Annotated in this window: 23 protein-coding genes and 3 pseudogenes; 9 read left to right on the forward strand and 17 right to left on the reverse strand. The window is 72.0% G+C overall.

The window, feature by feature from the left end:
* Window positions 1–118: 118 nt before the first annotated feature.
* From OTB16_RS09820 to OTB16_RS09880, 13 genes and pseudogenes are all read right to left on the reverse strand, one after another.
* Window positions 119–715, reverse strand: coding sequence for a hypothetical protein (locus OTB16_RS09820; RefSeq protein ID WP_267719593.1), 597 nt, complete (start codon window positions 713–715; stop codon window positions 119–121).
* Between the two features lie 213 nt (window positions 716–928).
* Window positions 929–2,122 (reverse strand): serine hydrolase domain-containing protein, encoded by a 1,194-nt coding sequence (locus OTB16_RS09825; protein WP_267719594.1) that lies wholly within the window; start codon window positions 2,120–2,122, stop codon window positions 929–931.
* A 328-nt stretch (window positions 2,123–2,450) separates the two neighbouring features.
* A complete protein-coding gene (locus OTB16_RS09830; protein WP_267719595.1) occupies window positions 2,451–3,644 on the reverse strand; it encodes a serine hydrolase domain-containing protein in 1,194 nt (397 codons plus the stop codon).
* Between the two features lie 198 nt (window positions 3,645–3,842).
* Window positions 3,843–4,100 (reverse strand): hypothetical protein, encoded by a 258-nt coding sequence (locus tag OTB16_RS09835; RefSeq protein WP_267719596.1) that lies wholly within the window; start codon window positions 4,098–4,100, stop codon window positions 3,843–3,845.
* Window positions 4,087–4,368 carry a DUF6400 family protein gene (locus OTB16_RS09840; protein WP_267719597.1) on the reverse strand — a complete coding sequence of 94 codons (282 nt, stop codon included), beginning with the start codon at window positions 4,366–4,368 and terminating at the stop codon, window positions 4,087–4,089. Before OTB16_RS09840 ends, OTB16_RS09835 begins: the two co-directional genes overlap by 14 nt.
* A 220-nt stretch (window positions 4,369–4,588) precedes the next feature.
* The gene (locus tag OTB16_RS09845) at window positions 4,589–5,275 is read right to left on the reverse strand and encodes a ScbR family autoregulator-binding transcription factor (RefSeq protein ID WP_267719598.1); all 687 of its coding nucleotides are present in this window, start codon (window positions 5,273–5,275) and stop codon (window positions 4,589–4,591) included.
* A gap of 225 nt (window positions 5,276–5,500) precedes the next feature.
* Window positions 5,501–6,755, reverse strand: a pseudogene (locus OTB16_RS09850) (YhgE/Pip domain-containing protein).
* Window positions 6,756–6,822: 67 nt separating this feature from the next.
* Complete coding sequence (locus OTB16_RS09855; RefSeq protein ID WP_267719599.1) at window positions 6,823–7,224, reverse strand: hypothetical protein; 402 nt, start codon at window positions 7,222–7,224, stop codon at window positions 6,823–6,825.
* Window positions 7,225–7,362: 138 nt separating this feature from the next.
* Window positions 7,363–7,911 (reverse strand): DUF4232 domain-containing protein, encoded by a 549-nt coding sequence (locus tag OTB16_RS09860; protein WP_420717663.1) that lies wholly within the window; start codon window positions 7,909–7,911, stop codon window positions 7,363–7,365.
* On the reverse strand, window positions 7,908–8,807 hold the full coding sequence (locus OTB16_RS09865) for an NAD-dependent protein deacetylase (protein WP_267719601.1): 900 nt from the start codon (window positions 8,805–8,807) through the stop codon (window positions 7,908–7,910). Before OTB16_RS09865 ends, OTB16_RS09860 begins: the two co-directional genes overlap by 4 nt.
* 143 nt (window positions 8,808–8,950) lie before the next feature.
* The gene (locus OTB16_RS09870) at window positions 8,951–9,322 is read right to left on the reverse strand and encodes an ATP-binding protein (RefSeq protein ID WP_324290788.1); all 372 of its coding nucleotides are present in this window, start codon (window positions 9,320–9,322) and stop codon (window positions 8,951–8,953) included.
* Window positions 9,313–9,975: pseudogene (locus OTB16_RS09875) on the reverse strand (glycoside hydrolase family 26 protein); the annotation flags it as partial. The gene OTB16_RS09870 and the pseudogene OTB16_RS09875, both read right to left, overlap by 10 nt.
* A 309-nt stretch (window positions 9,976–10,284) precedes the next feature.
* Window positions 10,285–10,785 carry a GNAT family N-acetyltransferase gene (locus tag OTB16_RS09880; RefSeq protein ID WP_267719602.1) on the reverse strand — a complete coding sequence of 167 codons (501 nt, stop codon included), beginning with the start codon at window positions 10,783–10,785 and terminating at the stop codon, window positions 10,285–10,287.
* Window positions 10,786–11,207: 422 nt separating this feature from the next.
* Here OTB16_RS09880 and OTB16_RS09885 point away from each other — a divergent pair, with 422 nt between their 5' ends.
* The 8 genes from OTB16_RS09885 to OTB16_RS09920 all read left to right on the forward strand — a co-directional run bounded on the left by OTB16_RS09885 (window position 11,208) and on the right by OTB16_RS09920 (window position 18,244).
* Complete coding sequence (locus OTB16_RS09885) at window positions 11,208–11,489, forward strand: hypothetical protein (protein ID WP_267719603.1); 282 nt, start codon at window positions 11,208–11,210, stop codon at window positions 11,487–11,489.
* 213 nt (window positions 11,490–11,702) lie between these two features.
* Window positions 11,703–13,061, forward strand: a complete 1,359-nt coding sequence (locus OTB16_RS09890) for an AMP-binding protein (protein WP_267719605.1) — start codon at window positions 11,703–11,705, stop codon at window positions 13,059–13,061.
* Window positions 13,058–13,915 carry a thioesterase II family protein gene (locus OTB16_RS09895; RefSeq protein ID WP_267719606.1) on the forward strand — a complete coding sequence of 286 codons (858 nt, stop codon included), beginning with the start codon at window positions 13,058–13,060 and terminating at the stop codon, window positions 13,913–13,915. Before OTB16_RS09890 ends, OTB16_RS09895 begins: the two co-directional genes overlap by 4 nt.
* A 393-nt stretch (window positions 13,916–14,308) precedes the next feature.
* Window positions 14,309–15,238, forward strand: coding sequence for a DMT family transporter (locus tag OTB16_RS09900; RefSeq protein WP_267719607.1), 930 nt, complete (start codon window positions 14,309–14,311; stop codon window positions 15,236–15,238).
* 131 nt (window positions 15,239–15,369) lie between these two features.
* The gene (locus OTB16_RS09905; protein ID WP_267719608.1) at window positions 15,370–15,531 is read left to right on the forward strand and encodes a carbohydrate-binding protein; all 162 of its coding nucleotides are present in this window, start codon (window positions 15,370–15,372) and stop codon (window positions 15,529–15,531) included.
* Window positions 15,532–17,102: 1,571 nt separating this feature from the next.
* Window positions 17,103–17,660, forward strand: a complete 558-nt coding sequence (locus tag OTB16_RS09910; protein ID WP_267719609.1) for an NHL repeat-containing protein — start codon at window positions 17,103–17,105, stop codon at window positions 17,658–17,660.
* Window positions 17,661–17,687: 27 nt separating this feature from the next.
* Window positions 17,688–17,900 (forward strand): hypothetical protein, encoded by a 213-nt coding sequence (locus OTB16_RS09915; RefSeq protein WP_267719610.1) that lies wholly within the window; start codon window positions 17,688–17,690, stop codon window positions 17,898–17,900.
* 65 nt (window positions 17,901–17,965) lie between these two features.
* Complete coding sequence (locus OTB16_RS09920; RefSeq protein WP_267719611.1) at window positions 17,966–18,244, forward strand: hypothetical protein; 279 nt, start codon at window positions 17,966–17,968, stop codon at window positions 18,242–18,244.
* A gap of 103 nt (window positions 18,245–18,347) precedes the next feature.
* Here OTB16_RS09920 and OTB16_RS09925 read toward each other — a convergent pair.
* Window positions 18,348–18,890, reverse strand: a pseudogene (locus OTB16_RS09925) (transposase); the annotation flags it as partial.
* Window positions 18,891–19,254: 364 nt separating this feature from the next.
* Window positions 19,255–19,758 (reverse strand): GNAT family N-acetyltransferase, encoded by a 504-nt coding sequence (locus OTB16_RS09930; RefSeq protein WP_267719613.1) that lies wholly within the window; start codon window positions 19,756–19,758, stop codon window positions 19,255–19,257.
* A gap of 304 nt (window positions 19,759–20,062) precedes the next feature.
* Between OTB16_RS09930 and OTB16_RS09935 the strand changes: the two genes are divergently transcribed.
* Window positions 20,063–20,245 carry a hypothetical protein gene (locus OTB16_RS09935; protein ID WP_267719614.1) on the forward strand — a complete coding sequence of 61 codons (183 nt, stop codon included), beginning with the start codon at window positions 20,063–20,065 and terminating at the stop codon, window positions 20,243–20,245.
* A 330-nt stretch (window positions 20,246–20,575) separates the two neighbouring features.
* Here OTB16_RS09935 and OTB16_RS39220 read toward each other — a convergent pair whose 3' ends face one another.
* Both OTB16_RS39220 and OTB16_RS09945 read right to left on the reverse strand, forming a co-directional pair.
* On the reverse strand, window positions 20,576–21,052 hold the full coding sequence (locus OTB16_RS39220; protein WP_324290789.1) for a winged helix-turn-helix domain-containing protein: 477 nt from the start codon (window positions 21,050–21,052) through the stop codon (window positions 20,576–20,578).
* A 212-nt stretch (window positions 21,053–21,264) separates the two neighbouring features.
* On the reverse strand, window positions 21,265–21,570 hold a 306-nt coding region (locus OTB16_RS09945; protein ID WP_267719616.1), incomplete at its 5' end, for an AfsA-related hotdog domain-containing protein.

The raw sequence follows: 21,570 nt of genomic DNA on the forward strand, positions 1-21,570 counted from the left end.
TAGCTCCGGCGTCGCGGTGCGTGACGTCGCGGAAGGGGGTGAGAGGGAGCCCCGACGCGCCGCGGGCTGCCCGCGGGTGAGAGCCGACGATACGGGGGCTTCGCCGCCGACCGGCTCCTCAGTCCTGTCCGGGCCGCCCGGCGTACGCGCCCCCGAAGGCCCGCCGCGGGCGGGTGTCCAGCAGGCTCCACACCCGGCGGCCGTCCTCGGCGGCGTCGCTGCCGCAGCTCGCCGTTCCGCTGACGGCGGCGACACGGGTCAGGAACGCGTCGTCGTCCGGGGCCGGCCCGGAGCGGTGGCTGAGGACGACGATGAGGATCATCTCGTCCTGGTCGGCCGCGTGCACGCTGATCCGCTTGCCGCCGTCCGCGACCGCGGCGCCGACCAGGAGCTCCGCGGACCGGCGGACCGACTCGTCGCCCGGGTGCTCGTAGCCCCAGCCGCGCACCGCCCCGACGATCCGGGAGGCGGCCTTGCCGGCCGCCCAGCGGTCCGCGGGGAGGGTCCAGCTGGCCGCGCGCCGGTTGCGTACGGTCATCCTTACGCGGTCCCGGGTCGCCGTCCGGTGGTCGTCCGGGCGGGCGAGCGCCGACGTGTCCGCCTCCGCCTCCCCGCTCGGTCGCGGGGCCTCGACCGGCCTCTTGGGCGGCGGCGGGGTCTTCGGGGGGTAGTTCGGCGGGACCTTGGGGCCCTTCGCGTTCTCGGGTTCCGACACCCTGCCCTCCCTCGCTGCCGCCGACGGGCGGTCCTGTCCGCCCGACCATCATGGCAGTCGGCGGCGGGCGGGGCAGCTGACTCCGGCATACCCCGCATCGCCTCAACTCACCCCGCCCGCACGGCGGATGCCCCGGCCGCAGCCCGACGGGTCACCCTGTCGCGGAGCCCGGGCGTTCACTCCATCGGGTGAACCCGCGTGCGAGGGCGGGGGTCACTCGCGCAGCAGGGCGCACACGAAGTCCTCCTGGACCGAGCGGACTTGCGCGAGCAGGTCGGGGGCGATGGTGAGCGAGGTCTGCGCGGTGATCGAGAAGGTGAGGGAACGGCTGCCGTCAGCCGTGGCCGCCACCAGCTGCGTGTAACCGGCGGTGTTGCCCGTGTGGCCGTACACCACCCCGCAGCGCGTCGTGTAGCGGTAGATGGCCAGTCCCGCTTCGTTGCGGCCGGGGCCGGGGGGCTGCGAGAGCGCGCCGGGGATGAACGTGAACTGCTGCTCGCGGGTCCGGTTCGAGACGAGCTTGCCGCCCGCGTAGCCCCGGATGAACTTGGTCAGGTCCTTCGGCGTCGAGACGATGCCGCCGGCGGCCCAGGCTCCCGACGCGCTCACGGCCTCGCTGACGTCGACGGGCTCGGCGGGCGGGGCCACCTGGTAGCCGTGGAGGAAGGGATCGGGCAGCCGGTATCCCTGGGGCAGGTTCGTCCGTTCCAGGCCCAGCGGCTCGTACACGAGCTCGCGGAGCAGTCGCTCGTACCGGTGTCCGGTGACCGCTTCGGCCATGAGGGCGACGGCGATGTTGTCGGAGTTGGAGTACTGGTACCGGCTTCCCGGGCGGAACGCGAGGTCCTCGTCGGCGACGAACTCCAGCAGCCGCCGTGAGTCGAAGCGGTGGCGGGGGTCCGCCGAGATGACGTCGATGAAGTCCTGGGAACCCGAGTAGTCGGGCAATCCGCTGGTGTGGTTGAGGAGTTGCCGCAGCGTCACCCGGTGCCAGGCGGCAGGCTGGCCCGGCAGCACCTCTCCGATGGTGGAGTCCAGGTGCAGCCGGCCGCGGTCGACGAGCCGGAGCGCCACCGCCCCGCTGAAGGCCTTGGCGACGCTGGCGATCCGCATGTGGTCGCTCGCCTTCGGCGGCCGGCCGCTCTCCACGTCGGCCACGCCCGCCCGGTAGACCTCCGTACGGTCGCCGTCCTGGAGTACGGCGATGACGCCGGGGGGACCGCCGGGGGTGGCCACCAGGTCCCGCAGCTCCTGCTGGAGGGCGGCTCCGGCAGGCGGATCGCGGTCCTCCCCGGCCCGCGCCGGCTGGGTCAGACCGCCGAGTACGGCGCCGCACACGGCGGTCGCCGCGACCAGGCGCAGTGACGGGCGGATCCGACGCTCGAGGCCGTACGGGCGTGGGGACACGGAGGTACCTCCAGGGGGAGACGGAACGCGGTGGCCCACGATGACAGTGGCCGGAGCGGCGGCGGTGGCGACGCGGCCGCCCTCCGGCATGCGGTGGCCCATCCGGCCCTGCCGTGGCCCGGCCGCGCGTCACTTCCCCCCTCCCCCCCGCAGCACACTTCGTACAGCGCGGCCCGGCTGCTCGGGAACGTGGTGTCCCGCAAGGTGCTCCGACGCTGACGGGCCCGGGATCCGGGATCCGGGATCCGGGATCCGGGATCCGGGCGCCGCGCACCGGGCGCCTTCCGTGCCGCGCGGCGGCACCAGCGGCACATGGGCGGCTTCCGGCCTACGTCTCCGGCGTGATGATCTTCGCGATCTCCAGGAAGAGCTCGGTGGCGTGGTCCTCGTCGAGCGTCGCGAACGACCGGTTCATCTCCACGATCACGGTGGCGCCGCCCTTCGGGTCCTGGAACATCGCCGTGTTGTAGCCGAGGATCGTCCCGTTGTGCCCGAGCCACCCGTCGAACGACGCGATGCCCAGCCCGTACGCCACCCGCACCGGCTCGGTGGCGATCGGGACGAACCGGAGCCGCTGCCGCTGGAGTTCGGGGGTGAGCAGTTTCTCGCCCGTCGCGACTTCGCGGGCCCAGACCCGAAGGTCCACGAGGTTCGAGAGCATCGCGCCCGCGCCCGCCGCATAGGACGGGTTGGAGCGCGTGGTGTCGGCCATCGTGCCGTCCGGCCCGGCCGTGTACCCCGACGCGAACGGCTCCTGGATGTCGGAGTCCGTCGGATAGCTCGTGGCGGTGAGCTTCAGCGGCCGCGCGATGTCGGCCCGCATCCACTCCGCCAGGGGCTTCCCGCCGACCTTCTCCACGATGTCGCCGAGCAGCACGTAATTGGTGTCCGAGTACTTGATGCCCTTGCCCGGCGCGAAGTACGGCGCGTGGCGGCGCGCGATGTCGAGGGCGTCCTGCGTGCGGAACGGGGCGTCGGGGTGCGCGGTGTACTGCTTCAGCCAGGCCGGATCGTCGGTGTAGCTGTAGATCCCCGAGGTCATGTTCAGCAGCTGGCGAATGGTGATGTCGCCGCCGCCGGGCCAGCTGACGTAGGTGTCCAGGGAGTCGTCGAGCCGGAGCTTTCCGGCGCGCACGAGCTGGAGCACGGCCGTGCCGGTGAAGGTCTTGGTGATGCTGGCGATGCGGACCTTGTCGTCCCGGGCGATCGGTTCCTTCGTGCGGAGGTCGGCCGCCCCGACGGAGTAGCCCCACTCGCCCTTCCCGGGCACGTTGACGTCCACGCGCACGCCGGGCACCTTGTTCGTCCGCCAGGCGTTGTCGACCGCGTTCCGCAGCTTCCGCTCGACATCGGCGGGCAGCGGTTTCCGGGCCACCGCCGTGCCGGTGGGCTCACCCGTGCCGGTGGCGGCGGCGCTGCCGGTGCTCGCGGACGGCCCCAGGGCCTTCGGCGCGCTGTTCGGCGTACAGCCCGCCGTGAGGCATGCCAGCCCCGCCAGTGCCACCACCGCGACGGTGCCCACCCTGAATCCCGGCCGTCCCATCCGCTTCACCGCGCCGCCTCTCGTGACCGATATGCCGCATTCGTCACGCGACCATACGTCTGCGGCCCGGCCGGAGGCGCGATGCCACGAGCGCGGTGGGGGAGAGGGGCGATCCGGGTGAGGGCGCGAGGAGGTCAGGCGGGCCGGGGCGGCTCAGGCGGGCCGGGCAGGCCGGGGTCAGAGCCGCGGTAGGCCGCTCGTGATGCGGCTCCACACGGAGCGCGTGGCACCGAAGCCGCTCTCGTGCACCCATACGTGGGTGCAGCCGGGGCACTGCAGGTGCAGCAGGCTGCCGGTGTTGGTGAGCAGGTAGCGCCAGTGCGTGGAGCACGCCCGCCGCTCCTCGCACGGCGCGCACCCGTGGGTGTCGCGGCAGTTCGGGCAGGCGACCCAGGCGCGGCGCCCGATGTCGGCCTGCGGGTCAAGAGGCAGCACGGCCGCCTCCGCGTCCCGGGAGAACGCCGGCCGTGACCAGGTCGTCGTACAGCCGCTGCTGCCGCGCGTCGAGCCCCGAGTACAGCAGGTCGTACGCCGCGTCCTCGCCGCGCAGCACCTCGATCGGGTCCCAGTCGGGCCCGAGTGCGGCCATGACCTGGGCCCGGCGCAGGACCTCCTGGGAGGTGAGGTCGACCGTGAAGTCGACCAGCCCGGAGGCGGCGGGCTCGGACGGGCCGGTGGGAGGTGTGGTGAGAGGCGGGGTCATGCCGTCGAACTTAGGTAACCCTTCCTTGCCTGGTCAAGGGAGGGTGTGCGGAGTCACAGCAGGTCGGAGCCCCGCTTGCTCCCTTGCTCCTTGCTTCCGGCACGCGCCGCGCTCCCGCATGTGCCGGTTTCGGGGGAGGAGCAGGGCGGCCTCTGTCACGCCGTGGTGAGCACCCCCGTGGTTCGCCACGGCGTGGGTGAGGCCGCCCTGGTTCTGGGGGTCAGCCGGCCGTGGCCGTGACTGTGGCTGCGGTGGGGGCGGCGTCGGCGAGTCCGAGCCGGGCCCGGCAGCCGGGTGAGCCCGCCGGGTCGAAAAGCGGGAGGCGGTCGGCGGGCGTGATGCCGGGGAGGAGGTAGTTCCACATGTCCAGGACGCGCGTGTGGAGGTCGCCGCGGGCGGTCCGCACGTGTGAGGTGACCTGGATGCCGGTGAACGAGCCGACCAGGAACGTGGAGAGGGCGTAGGCGTCGAGCGCGGCGTGGACGTCGCCCCGTTCCTGAGCCGGCATCAGGCACCGGTGGCAGGTGTCGATCCAGGAGTTGTACGGGGAGGGGTCGGGGTTGGTGAACGAGCCGAACTCGATGAGCAGGCGGATCCCGGCGCGGACGCGGGCGTTGGTGCGCAGCGCGTGCGCCATCTGGTGGGTGAGGTCGATGACGGTCTGCAAGCCCGGGTTCTCGATGGTGGCGACGCCTTCGGCGACCTGGAACTGCTCGTCCATCAGGGCACGGGCGAGGGCGTCCTTGGACTGGAAGTGGAAGTAGAGGGCGCCCTTGGTGACCCCGGCGTGCCGGACGACGTCGCTGAGGCTCGTGCCGTCGAATCCGGAGTGGTCGAAGGCGACGGCCGCGCCGTCGAGGATGGCCTGCCGGGTGATCTCGGCTCGTTCCTGCCTGACCCTGGCCACGTGCTTCTCCCCGTCGACGGCTGCTTCTGTAGGGCCAATGTAGTGGAACAGAGGCGAAGTAAACCAGTCAACCAGTTTGTTCTTGCGTCGAAGTGACTTCGTTTTATGGGGAATTGGTGTTGTTCGCGGCAATACTTCTTGGTGGAGCCGGGCGCGGTGACGGGCGGGTCCGCGCCTTCGCCTCGGGCCGGCCCCGGCTCGGCCGGGTGCTTCGACGAGTCGTGGTCAGGCGGGTTGCGGGGTGAAGCGCTTGTGACCCTTGCGGTCGTAGTACGCGGTCATGGCGAAGCCGAACGCCAGGGCGAGGACGGTGCCGATCGCGATCATGACCCAGGCGCGGGCGAGTCCGGCATCGGCGCGGGCATCGAAGTAGAGGATCGCGCGTACCCCGTAACCGAGTTGGCGCATGGGCTCGAAGTGGGACAGGAAGCGGTAGAAGCCGGGCACGGCCTGGAGCGGGATGGTGGTACCCGACGACGGCAGGCCCAGCACGATGAACACGAACATGGAAACCAGCTGGCCGAGCCCGCCGAACGCGGCGTTGATGGCCTGGACTCCCAGGCCGACGGCCAGGGCCGCGCAGTAGGAGTAGATCCACAGCAGGGGCAGGTGGGAGGCGTCCATTCCCAGGACGGTGACGCAGGCCAGGAGTACCAGGGCGGTGCTGACGAACGTGATGCCCGCGGTCATCAGCATCTTCAGCAGCAGCGTCTGCGTACGGCTGATCGGCACGGTCGGGCGGCGGGTGTGCCAGGGGCCGATCTCGTTGTCGGCGTAGCCCAGGGCGGTGTCGACCGAGCTGCTGATGACGTTGCCGCCCATGAAACCGGCCAGGACGAGCAGCAGCGTGTAGTAGAAGGCGGTGAGGCCGAGTCCGCTGTGGGCGCCGATCGGGTGACCGATCTGGGTGACCACGTCCACCGGATCGGCGAGCAGCAGCTTCGTGGTGGTGTCCGCCCGGGCGCCGGCGGACGCCGTGAGCTGCCGGCCGACGGACCGCGAGGCGCGGTGGGCGGCCTGGGTGGTGATCTGGCTCGCGAGGGAGGAGCCCAGGCTCCCCTTCCCGGGGTTGGTGAGCACGGTGATCATCGGCTGTCGGGTGGCCCCGGGGGTGGTCAGAGCGGTGACGGAGTCGGTGAAGCCGGCCGGGATGACCAACGCGCCGTAGATCTTGCCCGAGTCGAGCTGGGTCTGGGCCTGGGCGCGGGTCAGCCGGCGCCAACCGGCTTTGCCGCCCGCGTCGTCCGAGGCGATGGCGGCCGCGATCTGTGTACCGAGGTTCTCCCGCTGCCCGGGCGGCGGCTTGCCGAGGTCGTCGTTGACGAGGGCGATGGGCAGATCGCGGAGGTCCGCGTTGGGGTTGACGACGCCGCCCATGTAGAGCAGGGACAGGAGCAGGGCCAGCAGTCCGGTGAGGCCACAGTCGGGGGCGGCGCAGCAGCGTCGTGGCACGGGCTTCGGGGGTGGCTGACGTGGACATGATTCTCCGTGGGTTCCCGGCGGCGCGGGGGTGCGAGCGGTGGCAGGGTGCGGCCGGGCCGCCGCGCCTACCGTGCGGGCGCGGCGCCCGCGGGTGCCGTGGCCACCGGCTCGGCACGCGCAGGCTCGGTGGCCACAGGCACCGTGGCCACAGGCACCGTGGCCACAGGCACGGTGGCCCCAGGCGCCGTGGCCTCCGGCTCGGTGACCGGGCCGGGGACGGCGGGCACGATGTCGTACTGGGGACAGGGAGCGGTGAAGCACTGCTTGGGCGCCGGTACGCAGACGAAGCCCGCGGCCGGCCTCACGAGGTCGCAAGGGCTCGCGGCGATGGTGTCAGCGGACGGGGGTGCGGGCGGCTGCGGGTCCGCCCGCGCCGTGCTCACCGCGGTGAACAGGAGCGGTACGACGAACAGGGACAAGCAGCCGGCGCGCCCGCCCGGGCTGAGGGACGTACGGAAGGGGGCCATACACCGCAGCCAAGCACCCCCACCGCACGCGGCGGGGCAGGCATGCCCCTGAGGTCACCCGTAAGAAATCCGCCGCCGGCCCCGCACCTCCCCGCACCCGCATCCGCGCTCCGTGGCCGGAGCCCGCCGGCCACCCTGTCAGCGGGTGAACAGCGGCGTTACGGCGGCCTCCGAGCTGCTGTTCCAGTACGTCACGCGGTCCGCGTCGTCCACGTACACGCCGCCCTTCGGCATCTCCAGGAGCACCCCCTCACCCGTGGGGCTGTCGGGGCTCTGGCCGTGCGGCGCGAGCGCCATGTCCTTCACGAGGGTGCTGACGTCCTTGGAGCTCTGGCGCAGGAGCAGTCCCGCGTACGCCTCCTTGCCGGGGGCGAGGGTCACCTCCGCCTGCGGCCTGGAGTTCATGAAGACCTCCACGAGCCGGCCGTGGCCGTCCTTCGGCCGGAGGACCGGATGGGTCCGCAGCGTGCACGGCTCGGTGCCGGTGTTGGTGACGACCAGCAGGAGCCTCGAGTCGTCCTTCACGGGCGGTACGGCCCACTCGACCTTGACGTCGGTGTACTCGTCGGTGCAATTGCCGTCGATGCCCGTGGGGTCGCCCTCCGCCTCGCCCGGACGGCCGGTCTCCCGCCCCCGGCCGCCGGAACGGGGGGCCGGCGTCAGCCTGCGCCCCGGGCCCTGGTTCAGGTCGCCGGCCGGCCGTCGACGGGGATGCCCAGCCGGCCGGACAGGGCGGTGAGCGTCGTGCCCAGGGGGAGCGCGACCCGGGTGGCGGCGTGCCGGTCGCCCCGGGTCGGGTCCCGGTTGACGATCAGTACGGGCTTCCCGGCCCGGGCCGCCTCGCGGACGAACCGGAGCCCGGACATCACCGTCAGCGACGAGCCCAGGACCAGCAGTGAGGTCGCCGCGCCGAGCAGTTCGCGGCAGTGCCCGACCCGCTCCGGCGGCACGGCTTCGCCGAAGAACACCACGTCCGGTTTGAGGATCCCGCCGCACCTCGAGCAGGACACCAGGGAGAAGTCCCCGACCTGTTCGTCGGTGAGGTCGGCGTCCCCGTCGGGGTTCAGTCCGGCTGCCACGGGCGCGAAGCCCGCATTGGCCTCCTCCAGCCGCAGGGCGAGTTCACGGCGTGCGCTGAAGGCGCCGCAGGAAAGGCAGACGACCCGGTCCAGGCTCCCGTGGAGTTCCACCACGCCCTCGCTGCCGGCGGCCTGGTGCAGGCCGTCCACGTTCTGGGTGATCACACCCGAGAGGAGACCGTGCCGCCCGAACGCCGCCACGGCCCGGTGCCCGGCGTTCGGCCGGGCCCGGCCGAACGTACGCCAGCCGAGGTGGCCGCGCGCCCAGTACCGGCGCCGGGCCTGAGCACTCGCGGTGAACTCCTGGTAGGTCATCGGGGTGTGCCGCTTCAGGCTGCCGCCCTCGCCGCGGTAGTCGGGGATGCCCGACTCCGTGGAGATCCCTGCCCCGCTGAGCACCAGCACACCGCCGGTCCTCAGCGCGTCGGCGACCGGCTCCGGATCCGTGGTGCCGGGCAGGAGGTCCTCGGTGGGCGTCCAGCTCAACGTGGGGCGCATGCGCATGCCGCCAGGGTACGGAACCCGCCGGGCGGAGGCCTGACGGCCGCCGCCGGACGCCCCGGCACCGGCGGACGACGCCTCGTACCGGCACGCGAAGACAACCCGGGCCCGCGCGGGGCGCCGCGCCGCCAGGAGGCCGGCTCCGGTCAGCTGCGGTCAGTACCCCCCGTGCCGTCGAGACAGAACCACAGCCACTTGCCGAAGCCGTCCGTACTGATGCCCCAGGCCGCGCTGAGCGCGTCGATGATCCCCAGGCCCCGGCCGGACTCGCACACGGCGCTGTCCATGACCGTGCCTCCTTCGCGCGCGCCCGCCTCCCCCGCGGGGCGCGCCACCTCCGCGCACGCGTCCCGTACGGCGCACATGAGCGCGCCGGTCTCCGCGTCGTGCCGGATGACCAGACGCAGACGGTCACTCTCCGTATGCTCCACCGCGTTGGCCACGGCCTCGGAGAGCAGCAGCGAACCCTCATCGGCGAGATCGCGGTCGCTCACGTACGCGCTCAGGTCGGGTAGCACGAGGTCCAGGCGATCGCGTCGCCGCCGCGGTTGGGGGCGAAGTCGAAGCGGAACCGCTGTCCCTCCACCGCGCGCATGGCAGCCACGATGCGACGCCAGTAGCCCTTCCAGCTCTCGGGGTCGGGCCGGCACCGGTGGGTGTAGTCGAAGCCGTTCATCTCCCAGCCGAGGACGATCACCGTGTCCGGTACCCCGAGGTCGACCAGACGCGTGGCCAGCCGCCGGAAGTGGTGGTCGTACTCACCCCGCGCGCCGGAGCGGATCAGTTCGGCGACCCGGGCGTCGGGGACACCGGCTTCGTTGTGCTCCAGCATGGGCACGTTCAGGACGAACAGCCGATCCGCCCGCGCGTTGCACCAACGCGCCCAGCTGCGCAGGGAATCGGGTGCCCCCTCGATGTTCGACCAGGTGTCGCCGGGGAGGTAGGTGTGCCCGGCACGCAGCTCTGTCCCCCCGAGCCAGCGCGAGAACTCCTCCATCCTCTCGACGCCGGGCGAGCCGTAGTGGAGGTAGGCGCCGACCGCGACCTCGGTCCCGGCGTCGCGGCCGGAACCCACGCGCGGCAGCGGGGCGAGGGCGCCGCCGGTGACGAGCAGGCCGACCGCGACCGTACTCGTGAAGGTGCCCGCCAGCCAGCGGCCCCGATGGGACATGATGCCTCCACACGCTTCGCGAGCCGATGTCTCAGGCAGCGACGGTAGGCACCTCCTCAGTCCCACGGCCTGTCCGGTGACCCCGTGGAGGGCCATTCGCGGCGGTCGGCCGCTTCCGCTTGATCCGACCGGGCGAATCGAACCGACCCGACTGGGCGAAGGCCGTGATCCTCCGGCCTCCCGGCCACCGATGAAGGCGAACGAGCCCGCTTGCCCGTCGGTGACGACGGCGCGGTCGTCACCGCGGGCGCCCGGACCGGGCCGCCGTACGGGCGGGCCGTGACGGCGCGGGCCGTGACGGGGCGGGCCTCAGCTGCCGGGCGACGGGGCCAGGGCGAGGACGCCCACCCGTTGCCCGCCGCTGAGTTCGCCGGTGGGGGTGAAGCCGAACCCCAGGTAGAACGGTTCGGGGGTGTGCTCGCCGGTGTCCCAGCAGACGTACGCCCGGTCCGTGCCCCGGCTGCGGATCTCCTCTAGGACGGCGCCGACCGCGAAGCGGCCGTACCCCTTGCCCTGGTGGGCGGCGTCGATGTTGAGCCGCCAGATCCCCGATCGCACGTCGGCGGGGTTCTCGGCCGGGTTCCAGGGAATGTCGAGGAAAGCCATGACGAAGCCGACCACCTCACCGCCGTCGACGACGGCCCGTGGCCAGGCAACCTCGCCGTGGGCGTAGGCCTCCGCCAGGGACTTCATGACGGGGGACACCAAGTGACTCTGATCAGGGCGTACTTGTACCGCGCACACGGCATCGATGTTCTGCGAGGTGACGGGTGCCAGGCGAAGTGCCGCCAGGGACAGGGCTTCAGACATGATCACAGGGTAACTACGTCCCGCTGGAGCGACGCTGAGGGGCCGCACCGCCGATGTCGGGGCAGCGGCGGCCCGAGCCGAAGCCGGTCGGCGGTCGAGCCGAAGGCGGTCGGCGGTCGCCCCGCCCGGTGCGGCGCGGCCCTGCCCGGTGTGGCCCTGCCCGGTGTGGCGCGGCGCGGCACGGTGCCGCCGGGCCCCGCCCGGTTGGCCCGGTTCCGGCTGGGTGGTGCGGCCCTCACGGGTACGCCGTCCCGCGAGGCCCCCGGCGGGGAACGGGCGCACAATGGGGGAACGGCGACCGGGCCGCCGTACGGGCGCAGCGGTGCCCATGATCCGTACGGGCCCGGCCACGAACGGTGCGCGCCGGTGCGCTTCGGCGGTACCCGCCGGAGCATGGACGGCCCCGGGAGACGGAGGAGCCGATGACGCCGCCTGCCGAACAGGACACGGGCCGCACCCAGGCTGCCCCGGCCGCGCCCTCGTGGCGCATCACCAGTGGCTCGCCCGAACCCGAGGAAGTGGCCGCGGTCGCGGTGGCCCTGTCGGCGGCCCTGGCCGCGCGGATCGCCGAGGCGCTGGACGAGGCACGGGAGGACGTGGCAACGGAGCGTGAAGCCGCCCGCTGGGCGCCTGCGACGGCCCGCCGCAAGGCGGCCACCTCCTGGACCGCCGGTACTCGCCCGGGCTGGTGCATCAGCCCCTGATCCGCCGCCCCGGCCGGGGCCCGTCCCGGCGGAACGGCGTGGGCCCGGCGCGGCCCCGCTTCCGGCGTGGTCCCGCGCGTACGCGGTCCCGCGCCGTCCGCTGATCCGCTGATCCGCTGATCCGCGGTGAGCTGTGCGTGTGCGGGGCGGCCGCATCGTCCCCGTAGGCTGTGGCCGCAGACTTTTCGCTGTCTCGTCAGGGGAGTTGCCGCCATGCTGACCGCCCTCACCGGTGTCTACGGGGATCGCGCGGACGCCGTCACCGTGGCCGGCCGTTCGGCCTCGTACGAGCAACTGCTGGGCGCGGCCCAAGGGGTGGCCGCCGACGTGGCAGGGGCCCGGGCCGTGGCGGTGAGCGCGACACCGTCGCTGGAGACGGTCGCCGCCGTCGTGGGCGCACTGCTGGCGGGGGTGCCCGTCGTACCGCTCGCGCCCGACGCCGGACCGGCCGAGCGCGAGCACATCCTGCGGGACTCCGGTGCGGTGATGGTCGGGGCGGACTTCGCCCGGCGCGGCACCGAGGGGCCACAGAAGACCTCCGTACCCGTGTCCGGGGAGCCGGCACTGATCCTGTACACCTCGGGGACGACCGGCCCGCCCAAGGGCGTCGTGCTGAGCGGCGCGGCGATCGCCGCGGACCTGGACGCGCTGGCCGACGCCTGGCAGTGGAGCGCCGAGGACACCTTGGTGCACGGTCTGCCGCTCTTCCACGTACACGGGCTGGTCCTGGGGGTGCTCGGTGCCCTGCGCACGGGCAGCCGCCTGGTGCACACGGGCCGTCCCACCCCTGAGGCGTACGCGCGTGCGGGCGGCAGCCTGTACTTCGGCGTGCCCACCGTCTGGTCGCGCATCGCCGCCGAGCCGGACGCGGCTGCCGCACTGACCGGAGCGCGGCTGCTGGTCTCGGGCAGCGCCGCCCTCCCCGCCCCCGTGTTCCGCGGCCTGGAGGCCCTCACCGGGCACCGGCCGGTGGAGCGGTACGGGATGACCGAGACGCTGATCACCGTCAGCGGCCGCGCGGGCGGCGAGGTACGGCCCGGCACGGTCGGCACCCCGCTCCCGGGGATCCGTACCCGCATCGCGGCCGAGGCGGGAGCGGAGATCGGGGAACTCCAGCTGACCGGCCCCACCCTGTTCTCGGGCTACCTGGGCCGCCCCGACGCGACGGCCGCCGCCTACACCGAGGACGGCTGGTTCCGCACGGGTGACATCGCGGCCGTCGACGAGGCGGACGGCGTCCACCGGATCGTGGGCCGGGCCTCCGTCGACATGATCAAGTCGGGTGGGTACCGGATCGGCGCGGGAGAGGTGGAGAACGCGCTGCTGGACCACCCCCGGGTGAGCGAGGCCGCCGTGGTCGGCGCCCCGGACCCCGACCTGGGCCAGCGGATCGTGGCCTTCGTCGTCGCCGAAGGGGTCACGGGCGCCGAGCTCACCGACTTCGTCGCGGCGCACCTGTCGGTACACAAACGGCCGCGCGAGGTCCGGTTCATCACCGCCGTGCCGCGCAACGCCATGGGCAAGCCGCAGAAGAAGCGGCTGCTGACGGACGAGTTCGAGGAGCGGACATGACCACCGCGCACACCACCGCCGAGGGCGCCGGCCGCCCGGGGCCGGGGCCCGACCCGTGGCTCCGCCGGTTCCACCCCGCACCGCCGGGGCCCGCGCCCCGGCTGGTGCTCTTGCCGCACGCGGGGGGCAACGCCTCGTACTACTTCCCCTTCTCGCAGGCGCTGTCCGCGTACGCCGAGGTGCTGACGGTCCAGTACCCGGGCCGCCAGGACCGGCTCGCCGAACCGGCCCCGGGGAGCATCGGGGCCATGGTGGACGGGGTGCACCAGGCGCTCCGGCCGTGGCTGGACGGCCCGCTGGTGCTCTTCGGGCACAGCATGGGCGCGCTGGTGGCGTTCGAGCTGGCCCGCCGGCTGGAGGCGGAGGCGGGGGCCGGATCCCGGGCCGGGTCCGGATCCCAGGCCGGGTCCGGATCCCGGACCGGGGCCGGATCCCTGCGCGGGCTGATCGTCTCCGGGCGGCGCTCCCCGCTGCTGCGGCGGGCCGAGGACGCCTGTCCACCGGATGACGACGCCCTCCTCGCGCAACTCGGCTCGCTGGCGGGCACCGACCCCCGGCTCCTGGCGGACGACGGGTTCAAGGAGCTGATCCTGCCGGCCCTGCGCGGGGACTACCGGGCAGTCGACGAGTACCGCTGCGCACCGGGGCCGGCCCTGCGCGTTCCGGTGAGCGTGCTGTGCGGCGAGCAGGACCCGCGGGTGAGCGTGCCCGAGGCGATGGCCTGGCGGGAGCTGGCGGCGGGGGCGTTCACGTTCCGCGGATTCCCGGGCGGGCACTTTTACCTGGCCGAGCGCCAGGACGCGGTGGTCCGGGCCGTGCGCGAGGACCTGGCCTCGTTCGGGGCCGCTGCTTAGGGTCCTGTCCCCGCTTCCGCGGCTTCTTCCTTGGCTGTCGTGGCTTCCGTGGCTTCCGTGGCTTCCGTGGTTTCCTCGGCTCCGTCCGCCGGGGCCGCCGACTCCGCTCGGACCGGAGGGTGGGGCGCGGGTGGCCGGACGGCTCGGCGCGGTGGTGGCGCCGTCGCCCGGAGGTCCCGAGCGTATGGCCGCGCCGCCACGCTCGGAGGCCGACGGGGCCGGGCGTGCCCTGGCCGGGGCCCGTCTCCCGCAGCCGGGCGACGGGCCCCGGCCGCCCCGCTCGGCCGCAGGCCGCCACGTACCCCGGGGCCTGCGCGGCCGCCGTCCGCGAGACGTTCCACGCCGCAGAAACCGTGTGGGCAACCAGTCGGTGGTGTGGGTACGTTGACCCGCATGGATCAAACGGTTGGCGACCCCAGAACCGATCACCGCGCCCTGCTGGCAGCCGGCCTCACCGTCGTGCTGTGGGCTTCCGCGTTCGTCTCCATCCGTGCCGCCGCGGCCCACTACGACCCGGGAGCCCTCGCCCTGGGACGTCTGCTGACGGCCTCGCTCGCCCTCGCGCTCGTCCTCGCCGTCAAGCGGGTTCCCTTTCCGCCCCGGCAGGCGTGGCCCGGAATCCTCACCTCCGGCGTCCTCTGGTTCGGGCTCTACATGGTGGCCCTCAACTGGGGCGAGCAGGAGGTCGACGCGGGAACCGCCGCCATGATCGTGAACATCGGCCCGATCGTGATCGCCCTGCTCGGCGGCTGGCTCCTGAAGGAGGGCTTCCCGCGCATGCTGCTGCTGGGCATGACGGTCTCCTTCGCTGGTGCGCTGGTAGTGGGTCTGTCGACCTCCCGGGGCGGCGCTTCGTCCCTGCTCGGCGTTCTGCTCTGTCTGGTCGCGGCCCTCACCTACGGCGCAGGCGTCGTCTCCCAGAAGCCGGCACTGAGGTACGCGAGCCCGCTCCAGGTGACCACCTACGGATGCTTCGTCGGCACCGTGGTCACCCTCCCCTTCGCCGGTCAGCTCCTCGCCCAGGTGCCCCAGGCCCCGCTGACGGCCACCCTCAACATGATCTATCTGGGCCTCTTCCCCACCGCCCTGGCCTTCACCACCTGGACCTATGCCCTCTCCCGGACCACCGCCGGGAAGATGGGCGCTACCACCTACGCCGTCCCCGCCGTCGTCGTCCTCATCGCCTGGATCGCCCTGGACGAGATCCCCGGCTGGCTGACCCTGCTCGGCGGAGCGATCTGCCTGGCAGGAGTCGCGGTCTCCCGCCGCCGCCCCGTCCGTCCCACCCCGGCCGGAGCGGGGAAGGCCCCCACCGCGACCTGACACCCGCCGCACACACGTAGACGGGGGAGGCACCGGACCGGTACGGACAGGCCCTGGACGGGGACCCGCTCGGATGATGCGAAGATTCGAGGGGGACGGCAGCGAGCCGGCCCGGCGAAAGGTGTCTCCACATGGCCGCAGGATTCTCGGAATGGAAAGTCAATCGGCAGTACGAGGAGAACGACCGCGTCGTCCACCTCGGCCAGCAGTACCGCTGTCTGGCGACACACAAGTCCAACTCCGCGAGCAACCCGAAGACGACCGTCAAACTGTGGCGCAAGTACACGGGCTGAGACAGCCGCCGCACACCGTGTTCCGCACACCGTGTTCCGCACGCTGCGCGCCGCAGTCCGCGTTCCGCCGTCCCGGATCCGGTACCCGCCGGGCGCGCCCCCGGCAACGTACGTTCGTCTGCCCACCCTGTCTCCCGCTCCCTTCCGGCTGTGCGCGCCGCCGGGAGACAACGGCGCGGTGTCGCCGGGGTCCAGGTGCACGGCTCGGCCGGACGGGCTGCGAACGTACGCCGGGCGCCGTGTTCGCGTCGTCCGGTGGGCGCACGTACGGCGCCGCGTCGCGTTCCTCGGGGCCGAACCGGTGGAGCGGCCGGGAACCTGGGCGGCCCCTTCGGGATCGGGTACCGTCACGGCGGGCAAGGCGAGCCGTTCCCGTTCGAGAACGGAGTGGTTTCGCGAGCGCACCACCGTGGCGGCCGGGTTCGCGCCGGCACAGTTCACCGCGCGCAGGTGTCCGGTCCCCACTCGGGGCTGCAGAATGCGGCCACGGCCGCCCACAACGTGGCCGACATCGACAGGACACCGACATCGGCACCGGCAAGATCGCCAAGGTTCTCGCCGCCGCGCCGAACGACAACCAGACTTCGCCCTGCGCACCTGCAACAGCCTGTCCGACACCCTGGCGGGCTGCACCGCGGGCCGGACGTGCGACGAACTGTTCCGGCTGGCGCGACGCCCCGGACAACCCGTGCGCCGCGGAACACCTTCCAGGCCGCCGCGGACATCGCCCGCGCCCCGGGCCGCGACGTCCGGGCACTGTTCGCGCTGGCCTCCGCCGCACCGCACCGCACCGCACTATCGCCCGCGCTCGCCGCGGCGCCCGACGCATGGACCATCGCACTGCGCCACATCGGCAACGGCCACGATGCTGGACGGCCCGGGCAGCATCGCGTTCGACGCGGCGGGCAACGCCTGGATCCCGAACAATCACGTCTACAACCCCGGTCCGGCGGAGCCCGGCCCGCCTGCGGATCGAGCCTCCTCTCTCAAATGACCCCCACCGGCCAGAGCGCCCCCGGGGCGCCCTACCGGGCGAAGGGCTATAGGGAGCGGCTTCGGGGCGTCGCACAGGATCCCGGCGGGAGCATCCGGGTCGCCAACTTCGGCTTCAAGGGCAGGGGGTGCGGGCTGGACCCCAGGGAGTCGTACGGGACCGCGAAGGCACCATCTGGGTGGCCAACTGCGGCGGCCGCAGAGTGACGCGCATCCCGCACGGGCGCCCCGAGCAGGCCAGGAACATCGCGCCCGCAGGAGACTGGCTGGTCAAGCCGTTCGACATCGCCATCGACACCCCGGGCCAGGCCCGGGTCACCGGGAACGGCAGCGACAATGTGGTGCAGATGCCTCCGCAGGGCCAACCCCTGCGCACGGTCACGGCTGGCGGCACCAGGCGCCCGATGGGCATCGCCTCCGACAGCCTGGGCAACGTATGGATGTCCAACGGCGGCGCGGTGGTGGCCGCGTGCGGGGGACCACCTCCGCGATGCTCGCCGAGACGGTGGTGCAGGCCGTCACCCAGTACATCGACGCCTCGGTCACGATGATCCGCTCCGACGGCACCACCCCTCGTCATGCCGTTCGTCAACGGCGGACTCGTCCTGCCGTGGGGCATCGCGGTGGACGGCAGCGACACGATCTGGGTGGCGAACTTCGGAGGCCAGCGCCTGAGCCACCTCTGTGGCGCCCGGCTCTCCGCCTGCCCGCCCGGCCTGCGGACCGGAGACCCCATTTCACCGGCGGAAACCGGCTACACCAGCGACAGTCTGGAGCGCTACACGGGAGTCCAGGTCGACCCCTCGGGCAACGTCTGGCTGACCAACAACTGCGAGACCACAGCACAACAGACCATCATGGGCGCCACGAGATGGTGGTGTTCATCGGGCTCACCACCCCCCGTCCGCACCCCGCTCATCGGCCCGCCGCGCCGCCCCTCACGTAGGACACCGGCCGCCGGGGTGGCGCTGCCGACGACGTCAGACCCGCCCCGGCGGCTGAGGCGCGCGGCCTCCGCCCACCCACTCCTTCGAGGACCGGCTCAGCATTCAATGACACCATGCGACTTAAAAGCCGTTGTCTTACCTGATGTGATCGTTGAGTTTCTGCTGTTCAGCATGGTTTCGGTCGGGTGAGGGAGGCTCTCGACGTTCTGTTTCCGCTTGATCGTCGAGGGGTGTGCGGTGGCGTCGATGCTGGGGTTGCTGGAGGCGCGGGAAACGGCTGCCCGCGAGCGGGTGGAGGACCTGCGGGAGGAGGCGTCCCGTATGACCGCGGCGTTGGAGGCAGCCGAGATCGAGCTGGACCAGCGAGTGATCGCGCGCGAAGAGCTCGTCGACGCCCTGGCCGCATCTGCTGAAGAGACCACGTCGTGACGGAGGCCGAAGGCTAACAAGCGCCTGCTCCTGTGTCGGTGTCCGCGTCGGTACCAGGAGCGGTCGTGCCGCCCTGGCGGGAAGGGGTGTCGGTGTCGGTGCTTTCGCTGGCCAACCAGCGGATTTTGGACGTGCTTCAGGACCGGCCGGTCCACGAGCCGGTGCGGGCCAAGGACATCGCGACGGCACTGGGCATCGACAACGCGCTTGCGGCGAAGGTCGAAGGTGTGCGGTCGAAAGCCAAGCGCCTGGCCGAGCGCGGGTGGTTGCTCCAGGAGGCCTCGGGGGCGTTCAGTGCCGGCCGTCGGCTCGTGGCCGGGCCAGCCGGCGGCTCATCCGCGTGATCATCGAGAACAGGATCATCGCCTCACTGGTCACGGTCAGCGTTTCGTAGTCCCGGCACAAACGGCGCGAATACATCAGCCAGTTCAGGGTTCGCTCGACCACCTAGCGTCTCGGCAGCACCACGAACCCCTCCATGTCGTCGGTGCGCTTGACGACTTCGAGAGCGAAGGCGAGTTTCTGACGGCACCAGTCGACGAGTCCGCCGGTGTAGCCGCCGTCGGCACAGACCAGGCAGGTGTCCCGGTGCAGCCGACGCAGCCGCAGAAACAGGGGCCCGGCTGCTGCGCGGTCGCCCACGTTCGCGGCGGTCGCCGCGACGACCAGGAGCAGGCCGAGGCAGTCTGTGATGATGTGCCGCTTGCGGCCGCTGATCTGCTTGCCGCCGTCGTAGCCGCGTGAGTCGGCGGGCACCGTCGCGGCGGCCTTCACCGACTGCGCGTCGATGATCCCGGCCGTCGGTTCCGCCTCGTGTCCCTCGCGCTCGCGGACCCGCCCGCGCAGCCGGTCGTGGAACTCGGTGATCAGTCCGTGCTGCCGCCAGCGGCGGAAGAAGGCGTAGACGCGGTCCCAGCCGGGGAAGTCCACGGGCATCGCCCGCCAGGAGATCCCGCCCGCGACCAGGTAGCGGATCGCATCCAGCATCTGCCGGTGGCAATACGCTTAGGGCTGCTCGCCGCGGCCCTCCAGCAAGGCCGGGGTGGGCAACAATGGCCGCACCGCCGACCAGTCCGTGTCCGTCATTTCCGAGGGATACCGGCGCACCCGGTCCGGGTGATCAGCCGGGTTCCCGTGCACGTGTGCGAGGCAATCGCACGACACGCCAGGCGAGTTGAAGTCCACGGGCGCGAGAGCGTACACATGGGACAACGGGGTTTCCTTGGGCCGCTCGGTGAGGTTCGCACCCCGAGCTACCAAGAGGCCCCGCCTTCATGTCCGCACCACCGCAAGACCACCCGACCAGGAACCTTGTTCGACCTGCACGTTCCATGATCGGTACGACACCGGCTTCTTACGCCGCGGGGTGCTCCGGCAGGGCGAGCCAGTCCGACCATGAGATCTCTCGGCCGAGGAAGCGCGGCTGCTCGAACGGCCAGTCGGCGGCGATCCACTGCGGCACCAGCTCGTCGAGGGCCTGCTCGACCTTGCTGTCCACCAGCTCGTCCACCACCCACCAGGAGATCTCGCCGTCCGCGCCGGCCCTCTCCGGTGGGTCGATGTAGACGCAGCCGAGCAGAGCTGTCTCCGTCGCGTCGAACAGCGCGTAGTTGAACGACTGGTGTGCGGCGATCTCCTTCTCGTGCCGCAACAGGTCGGCCTGGTCGGCCTCGTAGGTCATGGTGGCCGCGGGCCAGCCCCAGGCTAGGCCGTAGATGGTCCACAGCCGCTCGCGCGAACCCATCACAGCCGGATAGTCGAGCGGGGTGTCCGTCTCCCGGATCGGCCGCAGGTGATGACCACTGCCCGGCAGCGGTACCAGGACGGGATGGACGAAGTTATCGGGGAGCCAGCTCATAGCGCCCGACCGTAGCAGCGCGCGGCCGTCCGCTCCCTGGATTTTCCCCGTATACCGCCAGGCCCTGCTCTCATGCCGGGCAGTGCCCGCGATCACCCGATCGAGACTCCAGTTCGATCGACAGACTCCATGATCGGTATGGCAACGGCTTCTTACAAGATCGCTGACACGCCCTCCGTCCTGTGCTGCTGAGGCTTCCGTGGGGTGTGGTGAAGGCGAGTGTGGGGGGTGGAGGGATGCCAGGCTGTCCGCGGGGTATAGGCGTGAAACGTGGCGGACGGCACGGAGGTTGAAGGTGGCTGAGATGTCTGGTGTGAAGGTACTGGAGTGCTTTCCGGCGGGTGGGCCGCGAGGGAGTTGGCCGGCGGAGGAGTTCGCGGCTCAGCGTCGTGCGCAGGGTGTGGTGGCGAGTGTGGTGATGGACCTGGAGCGGGACGCGTTCCTGGTGGTGGTACCGGAGGGGGAGCTCTCCCCGGCTGTGGCGTAAAGCCCTCTGTCGCCCCTTGTGTTGGTGCGCCGTGTGCGGATGCCGACCTGCGATGAGGATGTCGTGATACTCGGTCCAGGTGAAGCTTTTGCGGCCGCTGCTTTCATGGTGGTTGTGCTGTGTGCGCCGGTTGGTCGGGTGGGGCGTTCGCCGGGTCTGTAGGAGCACTGGGCCGTTGTGGAGGAGCGGCGCTGGGGCGGCCTCTTACCCGGATGACCGAGGCCCCATGCGTGGGAGGTCGGCGGCGTCATCGAGGATCCGGCTTCGTCTTCGAAGACGAGCCGGGCGCCGGGCGCCGCCGTGGTGCTTCCAGGTGCGGTCACTTCTCGTTCACCCCCGGCCGGTCGCGGCTGCGTCGTCCCGCTTGACGGCACGGTGGGCCGGAATCTGATGGCTCCAGCTGTGTCTCCGCAGCGTCTGCGAGGTCCCGACAGTCATGGACTTGTGGGACCGCCGCCCGGTCAGGGTCTTGATCCGGGTGAGCGTGCATCGTTGATCAGGCCAGACGTGAGCGACCGGGCCTTGGCCAGCTTCTCCTTGAGCACGGCGAACAGCAACCTGCCCGGCCTCGGCCGGGACGCCGGACCACGGGGACGGACTCCGTCCTGGCCGATTTCCCTTCAGGCCTGCCGTCACCGCTGAACCGGCCGGATGCTGATCCGTAGCTCTCTGGCGATCGGGGCCGTCCCGCCCATCGACGAGCTTCCTGGCCGCTCCCATCCGGACCCGTTCACGGAATGTGTGCCTCTCGCGGTCAGACCCGCACCCTGCGGATACCTCATACCTCCGGCATGCCGCGACGATCATCAGCCATCGACCCCTGCGACAAGACGACTTCAAGGCCGGTGTGGGTGTGGTGCGGTGCGGGTGCGGTGCGGGTGCGGTGCGGGTGTGGAGCCGTGCCGTGCCGTGCCGTGCTGTGTTGTGCGTGTGCGTGTGCCGGTGCCGGTGCCGGTGCCGGTGTGGGTGTGCGGTGCGGTGCGGTGTGGGTGTGGGTGTGGGTGTGGGTGGGGTGGGGGTTAGGGGTGGTTGGTGATGGTGGAGTGGAAGATGGTGCGGTTTTGTTGGTGGCCGGTGATGGTGGTGTGGTGGGGGGTGGTGGGGGTGGCGTCGATCCAGCAGGGGGTGTCGAGTTCGGCGTAGTGGTGGAATTGGGTGGTGATGGTGGTGGGGGTGTAGGTGCCGGGTGGGTGGAGGGCGGTGGCGGCTTGGCGGGCGGCTTCGATGAGGACCATGCCGGGGTGGTGGTCGTTGGTGTGTTCGAAGAGGATGGGGTGGTTGAGGTCGGGGCTGAGTTGCCAGCGGTGGGGGTGGGGGGTGGGGGC

The sequence above is a fragment of the Streptomyces antarcticus genome, assembly GCF_026627255.1.
GTDB classification, from domain to species: domain Bacteria; phylum Actinomycetota; class Actinomycetes; order Streptomycetales; family Streptomycetaceae; genus Streptomyces; species Streptomyces antarcticus.